The sequence below is a fragment of the Amycolatopsis thermophila genome, from assembly GCF_030814215.1.
Classification (GTDB): Bacteria; Actinomycetota; Actinomycetes; order Mycobacteriales; family Pseudonocardiaceae; genus Amycolatopsis_E; species Amycolatopsis_E thermophila.
This window is the reverse complement of record NZ_JAUSUT010000001.1, coordinates 6,284,991-6,301,988: the sequence shown is the minus strand read 5'-3', so window position 1 is coordinate 6,301,988 and position 16,998 is coordinate 6,284,991. Positions and strand designations below refer to the sequence as shown.

Annotated in this window: 16 protein-coding genes; 12 read left to right on the top strand and 4 right to left on the bottom strand. The window is 71.6% G+C overall.

Features of this window, described 5'->3' with window-relative positions; genetic code table 11:
* Positions 1 to 71: 71 nt before the first annotated feature.
* From FB470_RS30895 to FB470_RS30885, 3 genes are read left to right on the top strand one after another with little or no spacing between them, the layout of a single operon-like run.
* Positions 72 to 1,295 (top strand): styrene monooxygenase/indole monooxygenase family protein, encoded by a 1,224-nt coding sequence (locus FB470_RS30895; protein WP_306997199.1) that lies wholly within the window; start codon positions 72 to 74, stop codon positions 1,293 to 1,295.
* Between the two features lie 15 nt (positions 1,296 to 1,310).
* Entirely contained in the window at positions 1,311 to 1,619 is a 309-nt protein-coding gene (locus tag FB470_RS30890; protein ID WP_306997197.1) for an EthD family reductase, read from the top strand.
* A complete protein-coding gene (locus tag FB470_RS30885; RefSeq protein ID WP_306997195.1) occupies positions 1,616 to 2,113 on the top strand; it encodes a flavin reductase family protein in 498 nt (165 codons plus the stop codon). The genes FB470_RS30890 and FB470_RS30885 overlap by 4 nt, the downstream gene beginning before the upstream one ends.
* Positions 2,114 to 2,439: 326 nt before the next feature.
* On the opposite strand, the gene FB470_RS30880 is transcribed toward FB470_RS30885, so the two are convergent.
* Complete coding sequence (locus FB470_RS30880) at positions 2,440 to 3,117, bottom strand: MBL fold metallo-hydrolase (RefSeq protein ID WP_306997193.1); 678 nt, start codon at positions 3,115 to 3,117, stop codon at positions 2,440 to 2,442.
* A 115-nt stretch (positions 3,118 to 3,232) separates the two neighbouring features.
* Here FB470_RS30880 and FB470_RS30875 point away from each other — a divergent pair, with 115 nt between their 5' ends.
* From FB470_RS30875 to FB470_RS36030, 5 genes are all read left to right on the top strand, one after another.
* Complete coding sequence (locus FB470_RS30875; protein ID WP_370876615.1) at positions 3,233 to 4,489, top strand: acyltransferase family protein; 1,257 nt, start codon at positions 3,233 to 3,235, stop codon at positions 4,487 to 4,489.
* Between the two features lie 54 nt (positions 4,490 to 4,543).
* On the top strand, positions 4,544 to 7,399 hold the full coding sequence (gene uvrA / locus FB470_RS30870) for an excinuclease ABC subunit UvrA (protein WP_306997189.1): 2,856 nt from the start codon (positions 4,544 to 4,546) through the stop codon (positions 7,397 to 7,399).
* Between the two features lie 131 nt (positions 7,400 to 7,530).
* Entirely contained in the window at positions 7,531 to 8,007 is a 477-nt protein-coding gene (locus tag FB470_RS30865) for a hypothetical protein (RefSeq protein ID WP_306997187.1), read from the top strand.
* 20 nt (positions 8,008 to 8,027) lie between these two features.
* Positions 8,028 to 8,483, top strand: a complete 456-nt coding sequence (locus tag FB470_RS30860; protein ID WP_306997185.1) for an SRPBCC family protein — start codon at positions 8,028 to 8,030, stop codon at positions 8,481 to 8,483.
* 254 nt (positions 8,484 to 8,737) lie between these two features.
* On the top strand, positions 8,738 to 8,902 hold the full coding sequence (locus FB470_RS36030) for a hypothetical protein (RefSeq protein WP_306997184.1): 165 nt from the start codon (positions 8,738 to 8,740) through the stop codon (positions 8,900 to 8,902).
* Between the two features lie 213 nt (positions 8,903 to 9,115).
* Here FB470_RS36030 and FB470_RS30850 read toward each other — a convergent pair whose 3' ends face one another.
* Complete coding sequence (locus tag FB470_RS30850; RefSeq protein WP_306999579.1) at positions 9,116 to 10,417, bottom strand: cation:dicarboxylate symporter family transporter; 1,302 nt, start codon at positions 10,415 to 10,417, stop codon at positions 9,116 to 9,118.
* Positions 10,418 to 10,621: 204 nt separating this feature from the next.
* Here FB470_RS30850 and FB470_RS30845 point away from each other — a divergent pair, with 204 nt between their 5' ends.
* The 4 genes from FB470_RS30845 to FB470_RS35860 all read left to right on the top strand — a co-directional run bounded on the left by FB470_RS30845 (position 10,622) and on the right by FB470_RS35860 (position 14,149).
* Positions 10,622 to 12,223 (top strand): ATP-binding protein, encoded by a 1,602-nt coding sequence (locus tag FB470_RS30845; protein ID WP_306997182.1) that lies wholly within the window; start codon positions 10,622 to 10,624, stop codon positions 12,221 to 12,223.
* Complete coding sequence (locus tag FB470_RS30840) at positions 12,220 to 12,891, top strand: response regulator (RefSeq protein WP_306997180.1); 672 nt, start codon at positions 12,220 to 12,222, stop codon at positions 12,889 to 12,891. The genes FB470_RS30845 and FB470_RS30840 overlap by 4 nt, the downstream gene beginning before the upstream one ends.
* Positions 12,892 to 12,910: 19 nt before the next feature.
* The gene (locus FB470_RS30835; RefSeq protein ID WP_306997179.1) at positions 12,911 to 13,381 is read left to right on the top strand and encodes a YbjQ family protein; all 471 of its coding nucleotides are present in this window, start codon (positions 12,911 to 12,913) and stop codon (positions 13,379 to 13,381) included.
* Positions 13,382 to 13,633: 252 nt separating this feature from the next.
* A complete protein-coding gene (locus FB470_RS35860; protein WP_370876614.1) occupies positions 13,634 to 14,149 on the top strand; it encodes an NlpC/P60 family protein in 516 nt (171 codons plus the stop codon).
* A gap of 23 nt (positions 14,150 to 14,172) precedes the next feature.
* On the opposite strand, the gene FB470_RS30825 is transcribed toward FB470_RS35860, so the two are convergent.
* Both FB470_RS30825 and FB470_RS30820 read right to left on the bottom strand, forming a co-directional pair.
* Entirely contained in the window at positions 14,173 to 14,997 is an 825-nt protein-coding gene (locus FB470_RS30825) for a serine/threonine-protein kinase (protein ID WP_306997176.1), read from the bottom strand.
* A gap of 121 nt (positions 14,998 to 15,118) precedes the next feature.
* Positions 15,119 to 16,969, bottom strand: a complete 1,851-nt coding sequence (locus tag FB470_RS30820) for an ABC transporter ATP-binding protein (protein WP_306997174.1) — start codon at positions 16,967 to 16,969, stop codon at positions 15,119 to 15,121.
* Positions 16,970 to 16,998: the final 29 nt, after the last annotated feature.

Sequence of the window (16,998 nt, the reverse complement as noted above, 5' to 3'; positions counted from 1 at the left end):
GGCGCCGGGCAGCAGGATGGGGACGACGAGATCACCGAGCGTCCGGACCCACTGTGACGAGAGGAGCCACCATGCCGAACATCGGCATCATCGGTGCCGGGATCGCCGGCCTGCAGCTGGGCCTGATGCTGCGCAAGCACGACGTCCCGGTCACCGTCTACACCGACAAGACCGCCGCCCAGCTGGCGAACGGGCGCCTGCTCAACAGCGTCGCCCACCACGCGCCGACGCTCGAGCGCGAGCGCCGGCTGGGCATCGACTTCTGGCCGGTCGGGGAGTACGGCTACTCCTGCCACCACCACTACATCGGCGGCCCCGAGCCGATGATCTGGCGCGGCGACTTCGCCGAGTGGTCCAGCGCCATCGACTACCGCCTCTACCTGCCCAAGCTCACCGAGACCTTCGCCGAGCGCGGCGGGCGGCTGGAGATCCGCACGCTGCAGGCCGAGGACATCGAACCCATCGCCGGCCGGCACGACCTGCTCGTCGTCGCCGCCGGCCGGGGCGCGTTCGCCGCCCTGTTCCCGCGCCGGCCGGAGCTGAGCCCGTACGACCGGCCCCAGCGCATCCTGTCCGTCGGCCTGTACCACGGGATCAGCTACTCCGAGCCCAAGGGCGTCACGATCAGCGTCTCGCCCGGGCACGGCGAACTGCTGGAGATCCCGATGTACGGCCGGGACGGCTTCACCACGGCGCTGCTGTTCGAGAACGTGCCGGGCGGCGACCTCGAGGTGCTCGGCCGGCAGCGGTACGAGGACGACCCGAAGGCCTACGAGCGGCTCGTGCTGGACAAGCTCGCCAAGCACCACCCGCGCACGTTCGAGCGGGTCGACCCGGCGACGTTCGCGCTGACCGGCCCGCTGGACATCCTGCAGGGCGCGCTGACCCCGACGGTGCGGCAGGACTACGCGAAACTGCCGAACGGCAAGTTCGCCCTGGCGATCGGGGACGTGCACACGGTGGTCGACCCGGTCGTCGGGCAGGGCGCCAACTCGGCGTCGCACTCGGCGTGGGTCACCGGGCGGGCGATCCTGGAGGACTACGGGTTCGACGAGCTGTTCTGCCAGGACGTGGCGGCGCGGCGCGCCGACGTCGTGCTGGGCGCGGCGAACTGGACCAACCTGATGATCGGCCCGCCACCGGAGCACCTGCTGCGCCTGTTCGGCGCTATGCACGCGGACAAGGCGGTGGCCGACGAGTTCACCGACAACTTCGACTACCCGGACCGGCAGTGGCGCATCCTGGCCACGCCCGAGCGCACGAACGAGTTCCTGGCCCGCCACGGCCAGGCCTGAGAAAGGGGTTTCACGATGTACCGTCTGACCGTTCTGTACCCGCCGCCGGCCGACCCCGAGCACTTCAAGCAGTACTACGTGAACACGCACCTGCCGCTGGCCGCGAAGCTGCCGGGGCTGCGCGCGATGCGGTACAGCTTCGACGTGTCCGCGATGGCGGGGGAGAGCCCGTACTTCGCGATCTTCGAGGCCGAGTTCGACTCGGCGGAGGCGATGGCCGCGGCGATGGCGTCGGAGCAGGGCCGGGCCGTGGCCGCGGACGTGCCGAACTACGCGACGGGCGGGGCGCAGATCCTGCACTACGCGCCCGTCGAAGGCTCGTGACCGCCGCGACGGCGACCGACCCGCGCCGTTTCCGCACGGCGATGGGCCGGTTCGCCACCGGGGTCACGGTGGTCACCACCCGCACGGCCGGCGGCGTGCACGGCATGACGGCGAACGGCTTCCTGTCGGTGTCGCTGGACCCGCCGCTGATCCTGGTGTCACTGGGCGCGTGCACGATGGCGCGGCACCTGCACGCCGGTGACCGGTACGCGGTGACGGTGCTGTCCTCCGACCAGGAGGAGGTGTCGCGCCACTTCGGCGGCCGTCCGTCCGTGGACGTGCGCTTCGACGTGCGGGGCCGGTTCGACTTCATCCCCGGCGGGCTGGCGTTCGTCGGCTGCCGCATCGTCGACCGCCACCCCGCCGGCGACCACACCCTGTTCCTCGGCGAGGTCGAACACCTGGACCACCGGGACGGCACACCGCTGCTCTTCTACACCGGTTCGTACCGCACGCTGAACGTCGGGCTGACCGAGGACGTGTTCTTCTACTGACACGCCCGCCGCCTGTGGTCCGTGGTGCCAGGGCGTGCGCGATCCGCCGGTCCTGCCCGCTGTGCCGGAACTCACCCGCGATCATCGCGGCCGAACTGCACCAGGGCGTAGCGATGGCCGGGGATCCCGCCGTCCGGGCCCCCGCGGACGGAGCAGGTCGGTGCGGCCGCTCCACACCAGGAACGCGGACGACTTCCCCGGGCCGGACGGGACGGTCGAGATCGTCCCCGTCCAGGAGCGAGCCACGCGCACGCCGGCTGTGACGTCGGCACCCGTGCGCCACGCGGGGCCGCCCGGAGACCGGGCAGCCCGTTCCGCGGCCTCGATCACCAGCCGCGTTCGCGCCACTCCGGCAGCTTCGGGCGCTCCGCGCCGAGTGTCGAGTCGTCGCCGTGGCCGGGGTAGAACCACGTCTCGTCGGGAAGCCGGTCGAAGATCCGCGATTCGACGTCCCCGAGGAGCGACCGGAAGTCCTCCGGCGAGCCCGTCTTGCCGACCCCGCCCGGGAAGAGCGAGTCGCCGGTGAACAGGTGGGTGCCGCCGTCCGGGTCGCGGTACAACAACGCGATCGAGCCCGGAGTGTGCCCCCTCAGGTGAATCACCTCGAGGGTGCAGTCACCGACCGTGAGCGTCGAGCCGTCCTCGACCAGGAAGTCCGGGGGTACGGGCAACACCGAGGCGTCCAACGGGTGGGCCGCCGTGTTCGCTCCGTAGGCGCCCGCGACGGCACCCAGCGCCTGCCAGTGGTCGGCGTGCTGGTGCGTCGTCACGATCGTGCGCAGCGCCGGACGGTCCGGCCCGTGCCCGATGAGATCGGAGATCCGCTCCGGGTCGGCCGCCGCGTCGATCAGCAGCGCCTCGTTCTGCGCACGGCAAACCAGCAGGTAGGTGTTGTTGTCCATGGGCCCGACCGACAGCTTGGTGATGGTCAGCGCCCCCAGCACCCGTCGGGCCGCGTCCCCGCCCGGCTCGACGTGGCCGGTGTAGTCCTCTACGACGTTCACGCCACCAACCGTAGTCGCCGGGCGTCAGCGCGTTCCACCCGTTCAGGTTGGTCTCAGAAAGGTAACGTAGGCTCCGCTGCGTCCCCGACCCGATCTTGTGAGACGCCCCGAGACAGTGCCGAGTTCCCTCCCCGAACATCCCCGATCCCAGCGCCGCATCAGCTGGGACGCCGTGCGCGTCCTGGCGGTCCTGTCCGTGATGCTCGGCCACATCACGCACCAGGGCCCGTTGGCGCACCCCGAGCTGGACGACTACCCGGTCAAGATCACGGCCCAGTTCGGCGCCGCGATCCTCATGGTCGTCTCGGCCTTCTTCGTCTGCCAGACGATCCGGCGCGGCGACTGCGGCCGCTGGATGTGGAAGAAGACCGCGCGACTGGTCCCGCCGTACCTGGTCGCCGTGCTGGTCACCTACTTCGTCATGCGCGCGGCCGGCGCCGCCTTCAACGGCCAGGGGTTCGGCGGTCACTGGTGGGACAAGCTGTTCGGCCCGACCACCGACGGCGTCGCGTGGGCGAGTTCCTGGTACGTGCCGGTGGGCTGGGACCTGCTGGTCAACCTGACCATGGTGCAGGGCTGGCACCAGGGGTTCATCTGGCTCGACGGCTCCTACTGGACGCTGCCGGTGCAGCTGATGGTCTTCGCCGGGGCGGCGCTGCTGTGGTCGCGCACCCGGTGGTTCCGCTCACCGCACGCCGCCCGGCACGCGGTGGTCCTGGCCTGGGCGATGACGCTGGTGCCGCTGGTCGTCCGCTTCTGGGTGCTGGGGCCGGACAACCCGTCGCCGTGGGCGTTCGCGCTCGTGTTCGGCTTCGGCCTGCACCGGCTGCACGCGTTCGCCGCCGGGATCGCGGTGTGGCTGTGGTCGCGCGGCCGGATGTCCACCGCGCACCTGGTCGTGCTGCTGGCCGCCGTGGTCGTGGCGCAGGACCTGCACCTGTACCCGCACCACGTGGCGTTGCCCACCGACCCGGCGCGGCTGCCCTCCGACCTCGGGTTCGCGGTCGTGCTCGTCCTCGTGTGCGCCGCGGCGAAGGGGCCGGACTGGACGTTCCTGCGCCCGCTGGCCCCGGCGATCGGCTGGATCGCCGGAATTTCCTACGGTGTCTACCTGTTGCACCAGGAACTGGGTTACATCCTGGCCAAGGCGCTGCTGCTCGCGGGACTGCCGGGCTGGGCGCGGCTGCCGCTGGTGCTGGGGGCGGCGATCGGCGCCGGATGGCTGCTCACGAAGTTCGTCGAACGGCCGGCCCACCGCTGGCTGACCAGACCGCGCGCCGTGACGGCGCCGCCGCCCCGCACGCCCCCGGACGACTTCGTCACGGGGGAGCCGAGCGGTCCGGCTCCGGTTTCTGTCGGTGGGTCGTCCTAGCATGGATGCGGCTGGCTGATCCGGCCGTCACATTCCAGGGAAGGGACCTCATCCGTGGCTGATCGCCTCGTTGTTCGCGGTGCGCGCGAGCACAACCTCCGCGGCGTCGACCTCGACCTGCCCCGGGACAGCCTGATCGTGTTCACCGGCCTGTCCGGGTCGGGCAAGTCGAGCCTGGCCTTCGACACGATCTTCGCCGAAGGCCAGCGGCGCTACGTGGAGTCGCTGTCGGCCTACGCTCGGCAGTTCCTGGGGCAGATGGACAAGCCGGACGTCGACTTCATCGAGGGCCTGTCGCCCGCGGTGTCGATCGACCAGAAGTCCACCTCGCGCAACCCGCGGTCCACCGTGGGCACGATCACCGAGGTCTACGACTACCTCCGGCTGCTCTACGCGCGCGCCGGCAAGCCGCACTGCCCGCAGTGCGGCGAGCCGATCAGCAAGCAGACCCCGCAGCAGATCGTCGACCAGGTGCTGGACATGGAGGAGGGCACCCGGTTCCAGGTGCTCGCGCCGGTGGTCCGCGGTCGCAAGGGCGAGTACGTCGACCTGTTCGCCAACCTGCAGCAGCAGGGCTATTCACGGGCCCGCGTCGACGGTCAGGTGTACCAGCTGACCGACCCGCCGAAGCTGAAGAAGCAGGAGAAGCACCACATCGGGGTGGTGGTCGACCGGCTCACCGTGAAGGCGTCGGCGAAGCAGCGGCTCACCGACTCGGTCGAGACCGCGCTGCGGCTGGCCGACGGCCTGGTCGAGCTGGAGTTCGTCGACCTGCCCGAGGGCGACCCGCACCGCATCCGCGGGTTCTCCGAGAACCTGGCCTGCCCCAACGGGCACCCGCTCGCGATCGAGGACCTCGAGCCGCGCTCGTTCTCGTTCAACTCGCCCTACGGCGCCTGCCCGGAGTGCACCGGCATCGGCATCCGCAAGGAGGTCGACCCGGAACTGGTGGTGCCCGACGACGAGCTGTCGCTGGCCGAGGGCGCCATCGCGCCGTGGTCGGGTGGCCAGAGCGCCGAGTACTTCCAGCGGCTGCTGGAGTCGCTGTCGGAGACCATCGGGTTCCGCATGGACACCCCGTGGCGCAAGCTGCCCGCCAAGGCGCAGAAGGCGGTGCTGCACGGCGTCAGCGACCAGGTGCACGTCCGCTACCGCAACCGCTACGGCCGCCAGCGCAGCTACTACGCCAGCTTCGAGGGGGTCATCCCGTTCCTGGAGCGGCGCCTGGAGCAGACCGAGTCCGACTACATGCGCGAGCGGTACGAGGGCTACATGCGCGAGGTGCCGTGCCCGGCGTGCCAGGGCACCCGGCTCAAGCCGGAGATCCTCGCGGTCACCCTCGAGCACGCCGAGCGCGGTGACCGCTCCATCGCCGAGGTGTGCGCCCTGTCCATCGAGGAGGCCTCGGAGTTCCTCGACGGCCTCAAGCTGGGGCAGCGCGAGGCGATGATCGCCGGCGCGGTGCTCAAGGAGATCCAGGCGCGGCTGCGCTTCCTGCTCGACGTGGGCCTGAACTACCTGTCGCTGGACCGGGCCTCGGCGACGCTGTCCGGCGGTGAGGCGCAGCGCATCCGGCTGGCCACCCAGATCGGCTCCGGCCTGGTGGGCGTGCTGTACGTGCTGGACGAGCCGTCGATCGGACTGCACCAGCGGGACAACCGCCGCCTGATCGACACGTTGACCCGCCTGCGTGACCTGGGCAACACGCTGATCGTCGTCGAGCACGACGAGGACACCATCCGCGCCAGCGACTGGGTGGTCGACATCGGGCCGGGCGCGGGCGAGCACGGCGGGCACATCGTCCACAGCGGACCGTTCACCAAGCTGGTGAAGAACCGCAAGTCCCTGACCGGCGCGTACCTGTCCGGGCGTGAGGCGATCCCGGTGCCGGCGATCCGGCGGCCGGTGAACAAGAAGCGGCAGCTGACCGTCGTCGGGGCGCGCGAGCACAACCTGCGCGGGGTGGACGTGTCGTTCCCGCTGGGGTGCCTGGTGTCGGTCACCGGCGTGTCCGGGTCGGGCAAGTCGACGCTGGTCAACGACATCCTCGCGACGGTGCTGGCGAACAAGCTCAACGGCGCCCGCCAGGTGCCCGGCAGGCACACCCGGGTGCGCGGCCTCGACCAGGTGGACAAGCTGGTGCGCGTGGACCAGTCGCCGATCGGCCGGACCCCGCGGTCCAACCCGGCGACCTACACGGGTGTGTGGGACCACGTGCGCAAGTTGTTCGCGGCCACCACCGAGGCGAAGGTGCGCGGCTACCAGCCGGGCCGTTTCTCGTTCAACGTCAAGGGCGGCCGGTGTGAGGCGTGCGCCGGTGACGGCACCATCAAGATCGAGATGAACTTCCTGCCCGACGTGTACGTGCCGTGCGAGGTCTGCAAGGGCGCCCGGTACAACCGCGAGACGCTCGAGGTGCACTACAAGGGCAAGACGGTCTCCGACGTCCTCGACATGCCGATCGAGGAGGCCGCCGAGTTCTTCGAGCCGATCAAGGCGATCCACCGCCACCTGCAGACGCTGGTCGACGTGGGCCTGGGCTACGTCCGGCTGGGCCAGCCCGCGCCGACGCTGTCCGGCGGCGAGGCGCAGCGCGTGAAGCTCGCCAGCGAGCTGCAGAAGCGGTCGACCGGCAAGACGGTGTACGTGCTCGACGAGCCGACCACCGGTCTGCACTTCGAGGACATCCGCAAGCTGCTCGGCGTGATCAACGGGCTGGTGGACAAGGGCAACACGGTCATCGTGATCGAGCACAACCTCGACGTGATCAAGACCTCGGACTGGGTCATCGACCTGGGTCCGGAGGGCGGGTCCGGTGGCGGCACGATCGTCGCCGAGGGCACGCCCGAGCACGTCGCCACCGTGGGGGAGAGCTACACCGGCAAGTTCCTGCAGGACCTGCTCAACTGACGAAGGCGATCGCGCGGCCACCGGCACCGGCGGCCGCGCGTTCCCACGCCGGGCCGGGTGAACCGTCCGGCCGCCCGGTTCGTGTCATGAGGTATCCCCGGCAGCCGGGGCTCCCACCGGGGGAGGTGCCCATGACCCGCCTGCTCGTCGCGCTCGCCGCCGTGCTCCTGGCGGCACTCGTGTCCGGCTGCGGTCCGGCAGCGCCGCCACGGCCGCCCGCCGACCTCCGGGTGACCAGCGCCGACGTCCTCGGCGATGTCGTCACCGACGGTCAGGGCCGCACGCTCTACCGGTTCGACCTGGACAGCCCGTCGGCGTCGAACTGCTTCGGCGCCTGCGCGTCGCGCTGGCCGCCGGCCGTCGCGGGTGCCGCCGCGCCGGCCACCGACGGGATCGCCCCGGGGCTGGCCGGGGTCCTGGTCCGGCCGGACGGCGTCCGGCAGCTCACGCTCGCCGGGTGGCCGCTCTACCGCTACCTCAACGACACCGCGCCGGGCCAGGCCAACGGTCAGGGCGTCGACGGCACGTGGTTCGCCGTCACCCCGGCCGGTGCGAAGGCGACCGCAACCCCGCCCGCCACGAGCGGCGACAGCGGGTTCGGTTATTGATCTCGGCGCATACTCGATCCATGCGGGTCAACACCTACCGGTTCCGGGACACGTGGCTGCTGTCGGCACCCGTGCCCGCGGTGTTCGACGCGGTCGTCGATGTCGCCGGCTATCCCCGCTGGTGGCCGGACGTGCGCGAGGTCAGCCGCCTGGACGACGACACCGCTGTGCTGGTCTGCCGCGCCGCGCTGCCGTACGCGTTGACGATCCGGATGCGCCGCGCGGAGGAGGATCCGCGCACCGGCCGCATGCGCGTGCACCTGAGCGGTGATCTCGAGGGTTCGCTCGCCGCGGTGGTGCTGGGGCAGCCGGGCGGCACGCGGCTGGAGATCACCCAGCAGGTGCTGGCCACGAAACCCTTGCTGCGCACGCTGTCGCCGCTCGCGCGGCCGGTGTTCCGCGCCAACCACGCCCTGATGATGCGGCGTGGCCGGCGCGGGCTCCAGGCCCACCTCAACGCAGCGGGTGCGCGCTGAGAACCGCATGATCACCGGTGTCGCGTCGAGGACCGGCGGGACGTCCGAATCCGGTTGGGCGTGGTGCTCGGCCAGCCCTTCGAGCCGGTGGTGCACGACGTCGGCGCCCCGGTCGCACCCGCGCCACCGGGAGACCCCTACCTCGTCCCCGGACACCCCGGGTGCCGCCGAACAGCCGTTCCGCGCGGCACACCCCGCCGGCCGGTCCGGAATGGACGGTAGCCCCGCGGGCGGGATCACCGGCGTAGGGGATCGTGGATCTACGCGACGGGCACGTCCAACGGGGCGGGTTCACCGGGGTGCTGGCCTGCCGGCTGAGCGGCCGGATCGCGGCGTTCGCGCCGGTGTCCGGGGCGGCGATGACGGCGGTCGCCGCGAAGCCGGACAGGACCGGCGGAACCGGCCGGTCGGGCCGGTAATCCGCCGGAACGTGCAGCAGGTAGCTGCGCGTGAGACCGCCCGAGGTGACGGTGCGGGTCACGCTCCGTCCCGCCGGCACGGGTGCGGGGTGGCCGCAGCCGGCGGAAGGCACGGGGGACGTTCAGCACGGCCCTGCGCGGTGGCGGCGGGCGAGCCCAGGAAGGGGCTGGTGATCGCGGCGACCACCGCGATCACCAGCCCGCGGGCACGCCTCAGACGCCCGCCTTCACGAGCTCAGGCTCCGCCTCCCGCTCCGGTCGCGTGGCTTCGTCGAACGGGTCGTCGCCGCGGAACACGCGCCGCGCCTTGTCCCGGTCGAACTCCTTGGTCCAGGCCCCGATGACCACGGTGGCCACCGCGTTGCCGGCGAAGTTGGTGACCGCACGGGCCTCGGACATGAACCGGTCGATGCCGAGGATGAACCCGACCCCGCCGACCAGGTCCGGCCGGTGCGACTGCAGCCCGCCGGCCAGGGTCGCCAGGCCCGCGCCGCTCACGCCGGCCGCGCCCTTCGACGCGATGATCATGAACACCAGCAGCGAGATCTGCTCGCCCACCGACAGCGGGCTGCCCTGCGCGGTCGCGATGAACAGGGTCGCCATCGTCAGGTAGATCGCGGTGCCGTCCAGGTTGAACGAGTACCCGGTCGGCACCGTGATGCCGACGACCGGCTTGCTGACGCCCAGGTGCTCCATCTTCGCGATCAGCCGCGGCAGCGCCGACTCCGACGACGACGTCGACACGATCAGCAGGAACTCGCGCGCCAGGTAGCGCAGCAGGCTGAAGATGCTGACCCGCGCGCCGAGCCAGAGGATCGCGCCGAGCACGATCGTCACGAACAGCACGCACGTCACGTAGAACCCGATCATCACGACCGCGAGGCTCTTCAGCGCGTTCCACCCGGTGGCTCCGACCACCGCGGCGATCGCGCCGAACGCGCCCACCGGGGCGGCCCACATGATCATGCCCAGGATCCGGAAGACCAGCTTCTGGAGGTGCTCGATGCCGCGCAGGATCGGCTTGCCCGCGTCGCCCATCTTCTGCAGGCCGAACCCGGCCAGCAGCGCGACGAGCAACGTCTGCAGCACCGAACCCTCGGTGAACGACGACACCAGCGACGTCGGGATGATGCCGAGCACGAAGTCGGTGGTGCCCTCGCTGGTGCCCTTGCTCGCCTGTTCCTGCGCCTTCGCGATCGACGACGGGTCCAGGTGCAGGCCCGAGCCGGGGTGCAGCAGGTTGCCCACGACCAGGCCGATGGCCAGCGCGAACGTGGACATCACCAGGAAGTAGCCGATGGCCATCAGGCCGACCTTGCCGACCTTCGCGGCCTTGGCCACCGAGCCGATGCCGAGCACGATGGTGCAGAAGATGATCGGCGAGATCATCATCTTGATGAGGTTGACGAACGCGGTGCCGAGCCAGGCGAGGCTCTTGCCGAAGTCCGGGAACACCAGCCCGACGACGACGCCGAGCACCACCGCGGCGACGACCGCGAGGTAGAGGTAGTGCATCCGGTCGCGACGCGGTTTCGCGCCGGTTTCTTGTGCCGTAGGCAACGTTGCCTCCTGTGGGGACGAGGCGCGCCGTCCTCGGCGCAGCTTCGACGACTATCGGCCACGGTTATGACCGGGGTCACCGTTGTGTTCATAGAGTTCCCCGGCCGTGAACCGCCTGCGCGCTCGTCCGGGCCGGTGTGCTGGGATGGCGGGGTGCGGATGACGAGCCGGCGCTGGAGCCTTGCGCGCCAGTTGCTCCTGCTGCAGGTCACGGGCGTGGCAGTGCTGGTCGCGGTGGGGGCGTTGCTGGCCTATGTGGACGCCGCCCGCACGGTGGACGACCGCGCACGGGACAAGGTGACCGCGATCGCGACCACGATCGCCGACTCCCCGGCCGTGCTGTCGGCGCTGGCGCTGCCGTCACCGAGCACCGCGCTGCAGCCCTTCGCCGAACAGGTCCGCCACGACACGGGTGTCGACTTCATCACCATCATGGATCCCGGCGGCATCCGCTACACCCACCCGGATCCGCGGCTGATCGGACAGCGCTTCCTGGGCACGATCGACGTCGCCCGGCAGGGCCGGGTCTACACCGAGACTTACACCGGCACGCTCGGCCCGTCGATGCGCGCCGTCGTGCCGGTCTTCGACGGCGAGCGGCGGGTGGTCGCGCTCGTGTCGGCCGGGATCAAGGTGGACGCGATCGCCGCGACGCTCGCGCAGCGCATCCAGACCCTGGCCGCCGTCGCGGGGGCCGCGCTGGTGGTCGGGACCGCCGGCAGTTACCTGGTCAGTGCCCGGCTGCGCCGCCAGACCCGTGGACTCGCGCCGGCCGAGCTGAGCAGTGTCTTCGCCTACTACGAGGCGACCCTGCACGCGGTGCGCGAGGGGCTGGTGCTGGTCGGCGCGGACGAACGGGTCGTGCTGTGCAACGACGCCGCTCGGGAGCTGCTCGGGCTGGCCGGGGACCCGGCCGGCGCCGCCGTGGGCGACCTGGGCCTGCCGCCGAGCCTGGTCGAGGCCCTGCGCGGCCAGGAGCCGCGGCGCGACGAGATCCACCTGACCGACGTGCGGGTGCTGGTGGTCAGCACCGCGCCGGTCCGCTCCCGCGCGCGGGCCCGCGACCACGGCACCGTCGTGACCCTGCGGGACCACACCGACCTGCAGCTGCTCACCGGGGAGCTGACCACCGCACGCGGCCTGGCCGAATCCCTGCGCTCGCAGGCGCACGAGGCGGCCAACCGCCTGCACACCGTGGTGTCCCTGGTGGAGATGGGCCGCTCGCAGGAGGCGATCGAGTTCGCCACCGCCGAGCTGGAGATCGCCCAGCGGCTCACCGACCAGGTGGTGGGTGCGGTGTCCGAACCGGTGCTCGCCGCCTTGCTGCTCGGCAAGACCGCCGAGGCCGGCGAGCGCGGTGCCGAGCTGGTGCTCACCGACGACACCGCGATCGAGGACGCCGACACCGGCTTGGAGTCCCGCGACCTGATCACCGTGCTGGGCAACCTGATCGACAACGCGATCGACGCGGCCATCGAGGGGGCGGGGGAGCGTCCCGGGCGGCCGAGGGTCACGGTGACCGCGAAGATCGAGGACGACGACCTGCTGCTGCGCGTCGCCGACAGCGGGCCCGGCGTGCCCGACGAGGTGCGACGGCACGTGTTCGAGCGCGGCTGGACGACCAAACCGGACGGTCACGGGCTCGGTCTGGCCCTGGTCGGGCAGGTGGTGCGGCGCAACGGCGGGAGCGTGGACGTGACCACCGACGGCGGCGCGGTGTTCACGGTGCGGCTGCCGGTACGACGGGAGGCGGTGCGGTGATCCGGGTGCTCGTGGTCGAGGACGACCAGGTCGCGGCCGAGGCCCACCGGACCTACGTGGAGCGGGTTCCCGGGTTCGCGGTCGCCGCGGTCGTCCACTCCGGAGCGGAGGCGCTGCGGTTCTTCGACCGGGACAGCGCGGACCTGGTCCTGCTCGACTTCTACCTGCCGGACACGCACGGTCTCGCGGTGTGCCGGGCGTTGCGCGCGGCGGGCAACCTCGTCGACGTCATCGCGGTGACCTCGGCACGCGACCTCGCCGTGGTCAAGGCCGCGGTGTCGGTGGGCGTCGTGCAGTACCTCATCAAGCCGTTCACCTTCTCCTCGCTGCGGGACAAGCTGGAGCGCTACGCGGAGTTCCGGGACAGCTTCGGCGAAGGCGAGGTGCTCGGACAGTCCGAGGTGGACCGGGCCCTGGCCGCGCTGCGCTCGCCGGTGGCGCAGGCGCTGCCGAAGGGGATGAGCGGGCAGACGCTGGACGCCGTGGTGTCCGCGCTGCGGGCGGAACCCGACGGACTCTCCGCGGGCGCGGCGGCGACGGCGACCGGCGTGTCGCGGGTGACCGCGCGGCGCTACCTGGAGTACCTGGCCGACAACGGGCTGGCGCGGCGCGAGCCGCGATACGGACAGGTCGGGCGTCCGGAGGTTTGGTACCGGGTCCAGACCTGAGCACCGCTACGATCCGCGCATGAGCCAGCCATACCAGCAGCAGCAGCCCCGGTTCCCGATCCTGCTGTCGACCATGAACGATCTGCCCGGCTACCGCGTGGTGCGCGTCTACGGCGAGGTGTTCGGGCTGACCGTGCGCAGCCGGAACATGTTCTCCACGATGGGCGCGGGTTTCAAGGCGATGGCGGGCGGTGAGCTCAAGGGATTGTCCAAGCTGCTGTCCGATTCGCGCTACGAGGCGCTGGGCCGGCTCTGCCAGGAGGCGATGGCCTTCGGTGCCAACGCGGTGCTGAGCATGCGGTTCGACTGCAACGAAATCGCCCAGACCGCGAGCGAGATCGCCGCCTACGGCACGGCGGTGTACGTGGTGCCCGACGGCGCCGACCCCGGCGCCCAGCAGGCCGGCCAGCAGGCCGCGCAGCAGCAGTACCAGCAGCAGGGGCAGCAGCCGCAGGGCCAATTCCAGCAGGGCTACGCACCGCAGCAATGACCTCACCGTCCCGGCGCTTTCCGCGCCGGGACGAAATGAATTGTCACTATCGGCCAAAGATCCGTTACTGTTGATGATTTGATCTGTGTCATATCGCACCGGGTCTTCACATATATGGGGCCCGGTTCGTAACGTTTTCTGCGCTCTCGCGGCAACCAGTGATCTGTCCCCGAAAGATCGCGGCCGCGGGCCACCGCCGTTTTTCGTGGTTCCCCCGCCACGGGCGGTGGAAAGCGAAAGGAAACGCTCGACATGGGACAACATTCCGCGCACCCCAAGTCCGGTCGAAAACTCCTGCGCGCCGGCGTGACCGGCGCCGTTCTGGCCGCCGCCGTCGCCGGAACCGCCGGCCCCGCCTTCGCGAGCACGGCCGCTCCGGTCGACAGCGCCCCGGCCGTCGCGCCGGCCTCGGTGGCCGGCACCAGCGTCGGCGCGACCGCGCTGCGCAGCGCGCTCACCCAGCAGGGCAAGCCCTACGCCTGGGGTGCGGCGGGGCCGAACGCCTACGACTGCTCGGGTCTGGTCCAGTGGGCCTTCAAGCAGGCCGGCGTGGACCTCCCGCACAGCTCCAGCGCCCAGTCCACGCTGGGCACCCCGGTCGCGCAGTCCCAGCTGCAGCCCGGTGACCTGGTGTTCTTCTACACGCCGGTCAGCCACGTCGGCATCTACGTCGGCGACGGCAAGATCGTGCACGCCAGCACGTCCGGGCAGCCGGTGAAGGTGTCCTCGATGGCCGGCATGCCGTTCCACAACGCCAGCCGGCTCTGACCGGCTGGTGACCGGGACGACGGTCACGCTCCACCGAGGTAGGCGTCCGCCCATTCCGGCCACGGCCGGAACTCGGCGGGAATCCACTGCAGGAGCGCGGCCGTCGCCTCGGTGAGGTCGAGGCGCCGCGTCGGGTCGGGCTCCAGCAGTCCCGCGAGCATCGGGGAGGACCGCCCGCCCGCATCCGGCCGGTGGCCTGTCACGACCGCGTGCAGGGTCGCCCCGACCCCGTAGACGTCCATGGCCGGTGACACCGTCAGGCACGCCTCCTGCTCGGGGGATGTGTAGCCACGGGTCCCGATCGGACGTCCCGGCGGTTGGGGCGACCCGATCGCGCGGGTGCTGCCGAAGTCGATGAGGAGCGGTTTGCCGTCGCGCAGCACCACGTTGCCCGGTTTGACGTCCAGGTGGGCCAGACCTTCGTGGTGCACCGCCGCCACCGCGGACAGCAGCTGCACCCCCAGCAACGCCGCCTCGCCCTCCGGCAGCGGCCCGATGTCGTCTCCGACGTCGTCGAGGTCGGGCCCGTCGAGGTACTCGAACAGCAGGTGGGGCAGGGCTTCGCCGCTACCGTCGGCGATGAGCCTCGGCAGGCCGGGGTGCGGCGGCCCGGACAGGGCCGTCACCTCCCGGCGCAGCGCGGTCACCGAACGCGGGTGCTCGCGCAGGTGCGGACGGGGCAGTTTCAGCACGACCGGGCACCACAGCGGGACCGACCACACGAGCCACGTCTCGCACCGCCACCCCACACCCAGCCGCCGCACCGCGCGGGTGCCACCGGGGAACTCACCACCTTCGGCGGTGTCCCACACGGGTTGGCCGTCGTCGTCGAGATCGGGTGCGCTCATGGGCCGTCCTCCCGGCAGAGCCCGGTGACCCGCGCGGAACGCGGGCCACCAGGGTGATCGATGGCGTCGTCAGCAGCGCGACCGGCTGGTGCGGCTGGTGCGAGTGGTCCGGCTGGTGTGCTTACCGTGCCGGTGTCCGTGCTTGCGGTAGGACATCGGGCCTTTGATCAACAGCATGGGGTTCACCTCCTTCCGCGGTCTCGTCGGGTCGTTCCGGGTCCCGGTCTAGCACGACGACCCGGTCGGCGATGGCCGCCAGGTCCCGGTCGTGCGTCACGATGAGGACGGTCCGGTCCGCCGTGGCGCCGCGAATGGCCTGGACGACGGTCGCGGACGACACGGGGTCGAGCGAGGCGGTCGGCTCGTCCAGCAGCACCAGCGGCGCGGTGGACACCGCGGCCCTGGCGAGCGCCACGCGCCGCCGCTGGCCGCCGGACAGGCGGACGCCCCCTTCGCCGAGCGTCGTGTCGTACCCGTCGGGCAGGGTGTGGACGAACTCGTCGACGAGCGCCTGCCGTCCCGCCTCCTCGACGGCCGCACGATCCGCGCCGGCCGAGCCGAACGCGATGTTCTCCGCCACCGTCGCGTCCAGCAGCCACGGGTCCTGCGGCACGAACGCGATCCGCCGCCGCAGGCTGCGCCGTCGCAGGTCGCGGATGTCCGACCGGTCGACCGTGATCCGTCCGGTGTCGACGTCGTAGAGCCTGAGCAGCAGGTGCAGCACCGTGCTCTTGCCCGCGCCGCTGGGGCCCAGCAGGCACACGGTTTCGCCGGCGCGGACGACCAGGTCGAAGTGGCGCAGCACCGGGTGCCCGGGTTCGTAGGCGAAGCCGACGTCGGCGAAGCGGACCTCGCCGATGCGCTCGGGGAGCGGCCGCGCCCACGGCGCGTCGGCCACCGATTCCGACGCCGCCATCACCTCGTCCACGCGCTTGGCGCTCGCCCCGGCCTTGGCCAGCACCGAGGACAGGCGCGTCAGGCTGCGCACCGGCGAATACATGTCGCCCAGGTAGGCCAGGACCACCAGCAGGTCACCGGTGCTCAGCGAGCCGGACAGCACCGCGCGCCCGCCGACGACCAGCACCAGGCCGGCCCCCAGGGACAGCACGACGTCGGCGATCGGGCTCCACCGGGCCGACACCGCGGCCGCCTTCACCTCGGCGTCCCGCAACCGCCCGTTGGGACGGGCGAACAGTTCCCGCGCCCGGTCGCCGCGGCCGAAGGCCTGGACCGCGCGGACGTTGCGCAGCAGGTCGTTGGTGACGGCGCTCAGTTTTCCCCACGCGTCACGGGCTTCGTGCTGCGCGCGGCGCACCCGGCGCCGCTGCCGCACCGCGAGGACGACCAGCAAGGGCAGCACCGCCACCCCGATCAGCGCCAGACCGGGGTCGAACACGGCGAGCACGGCGAGGACGACCAGCAGGACGAACGTGTCCGGGATCAGGATCGTCGCCACCGCCACGACCGCGGCCAGCATCCGCGCCACGTCGCTGGTCAGGCGGGACAGCAACTCGCCACTGGGCATCCGGTCGTGCCAGCGCAGCGACAGCTCCATCGTGTGCTCGAACACCGATTCCCGCAAGCGGGCGCCGATCCCTTCGGCCGCGCGCTGAGCCGACACCGTCGACACGAGGTTCAGTGCACCGGCGGCGACGCTGAGCGCCACCGTCGCCGCGCCGGCCAGCAGCAGCACGTATCCCGGCGAGAAACCGTTGAGCCAGCGCAGAAGCCCGGTCGCTGGCCGCCCGGCGATGGCGTGGTCGACGGCCAGGGCCAGCGGCCACGGGCGCAGCAGGGACACCCCGGCGCCGAACAGCTCCAGCACCGACGTCGCGGCCAGTGCCGGAAGGTGCGGGCGGGCCACCGGTGCCGCCACGGCCAGCGCCTGGGGTAGCGCTCTCCGGCGCCGTTTTCCCAGGGGCGGGTCCGGTTCGCCATCGAGCTGGCCGGGCCGCGCGCCGGTCGTGACCATGAGCTGCTCCCCACTCCGCTGCTCCCTCA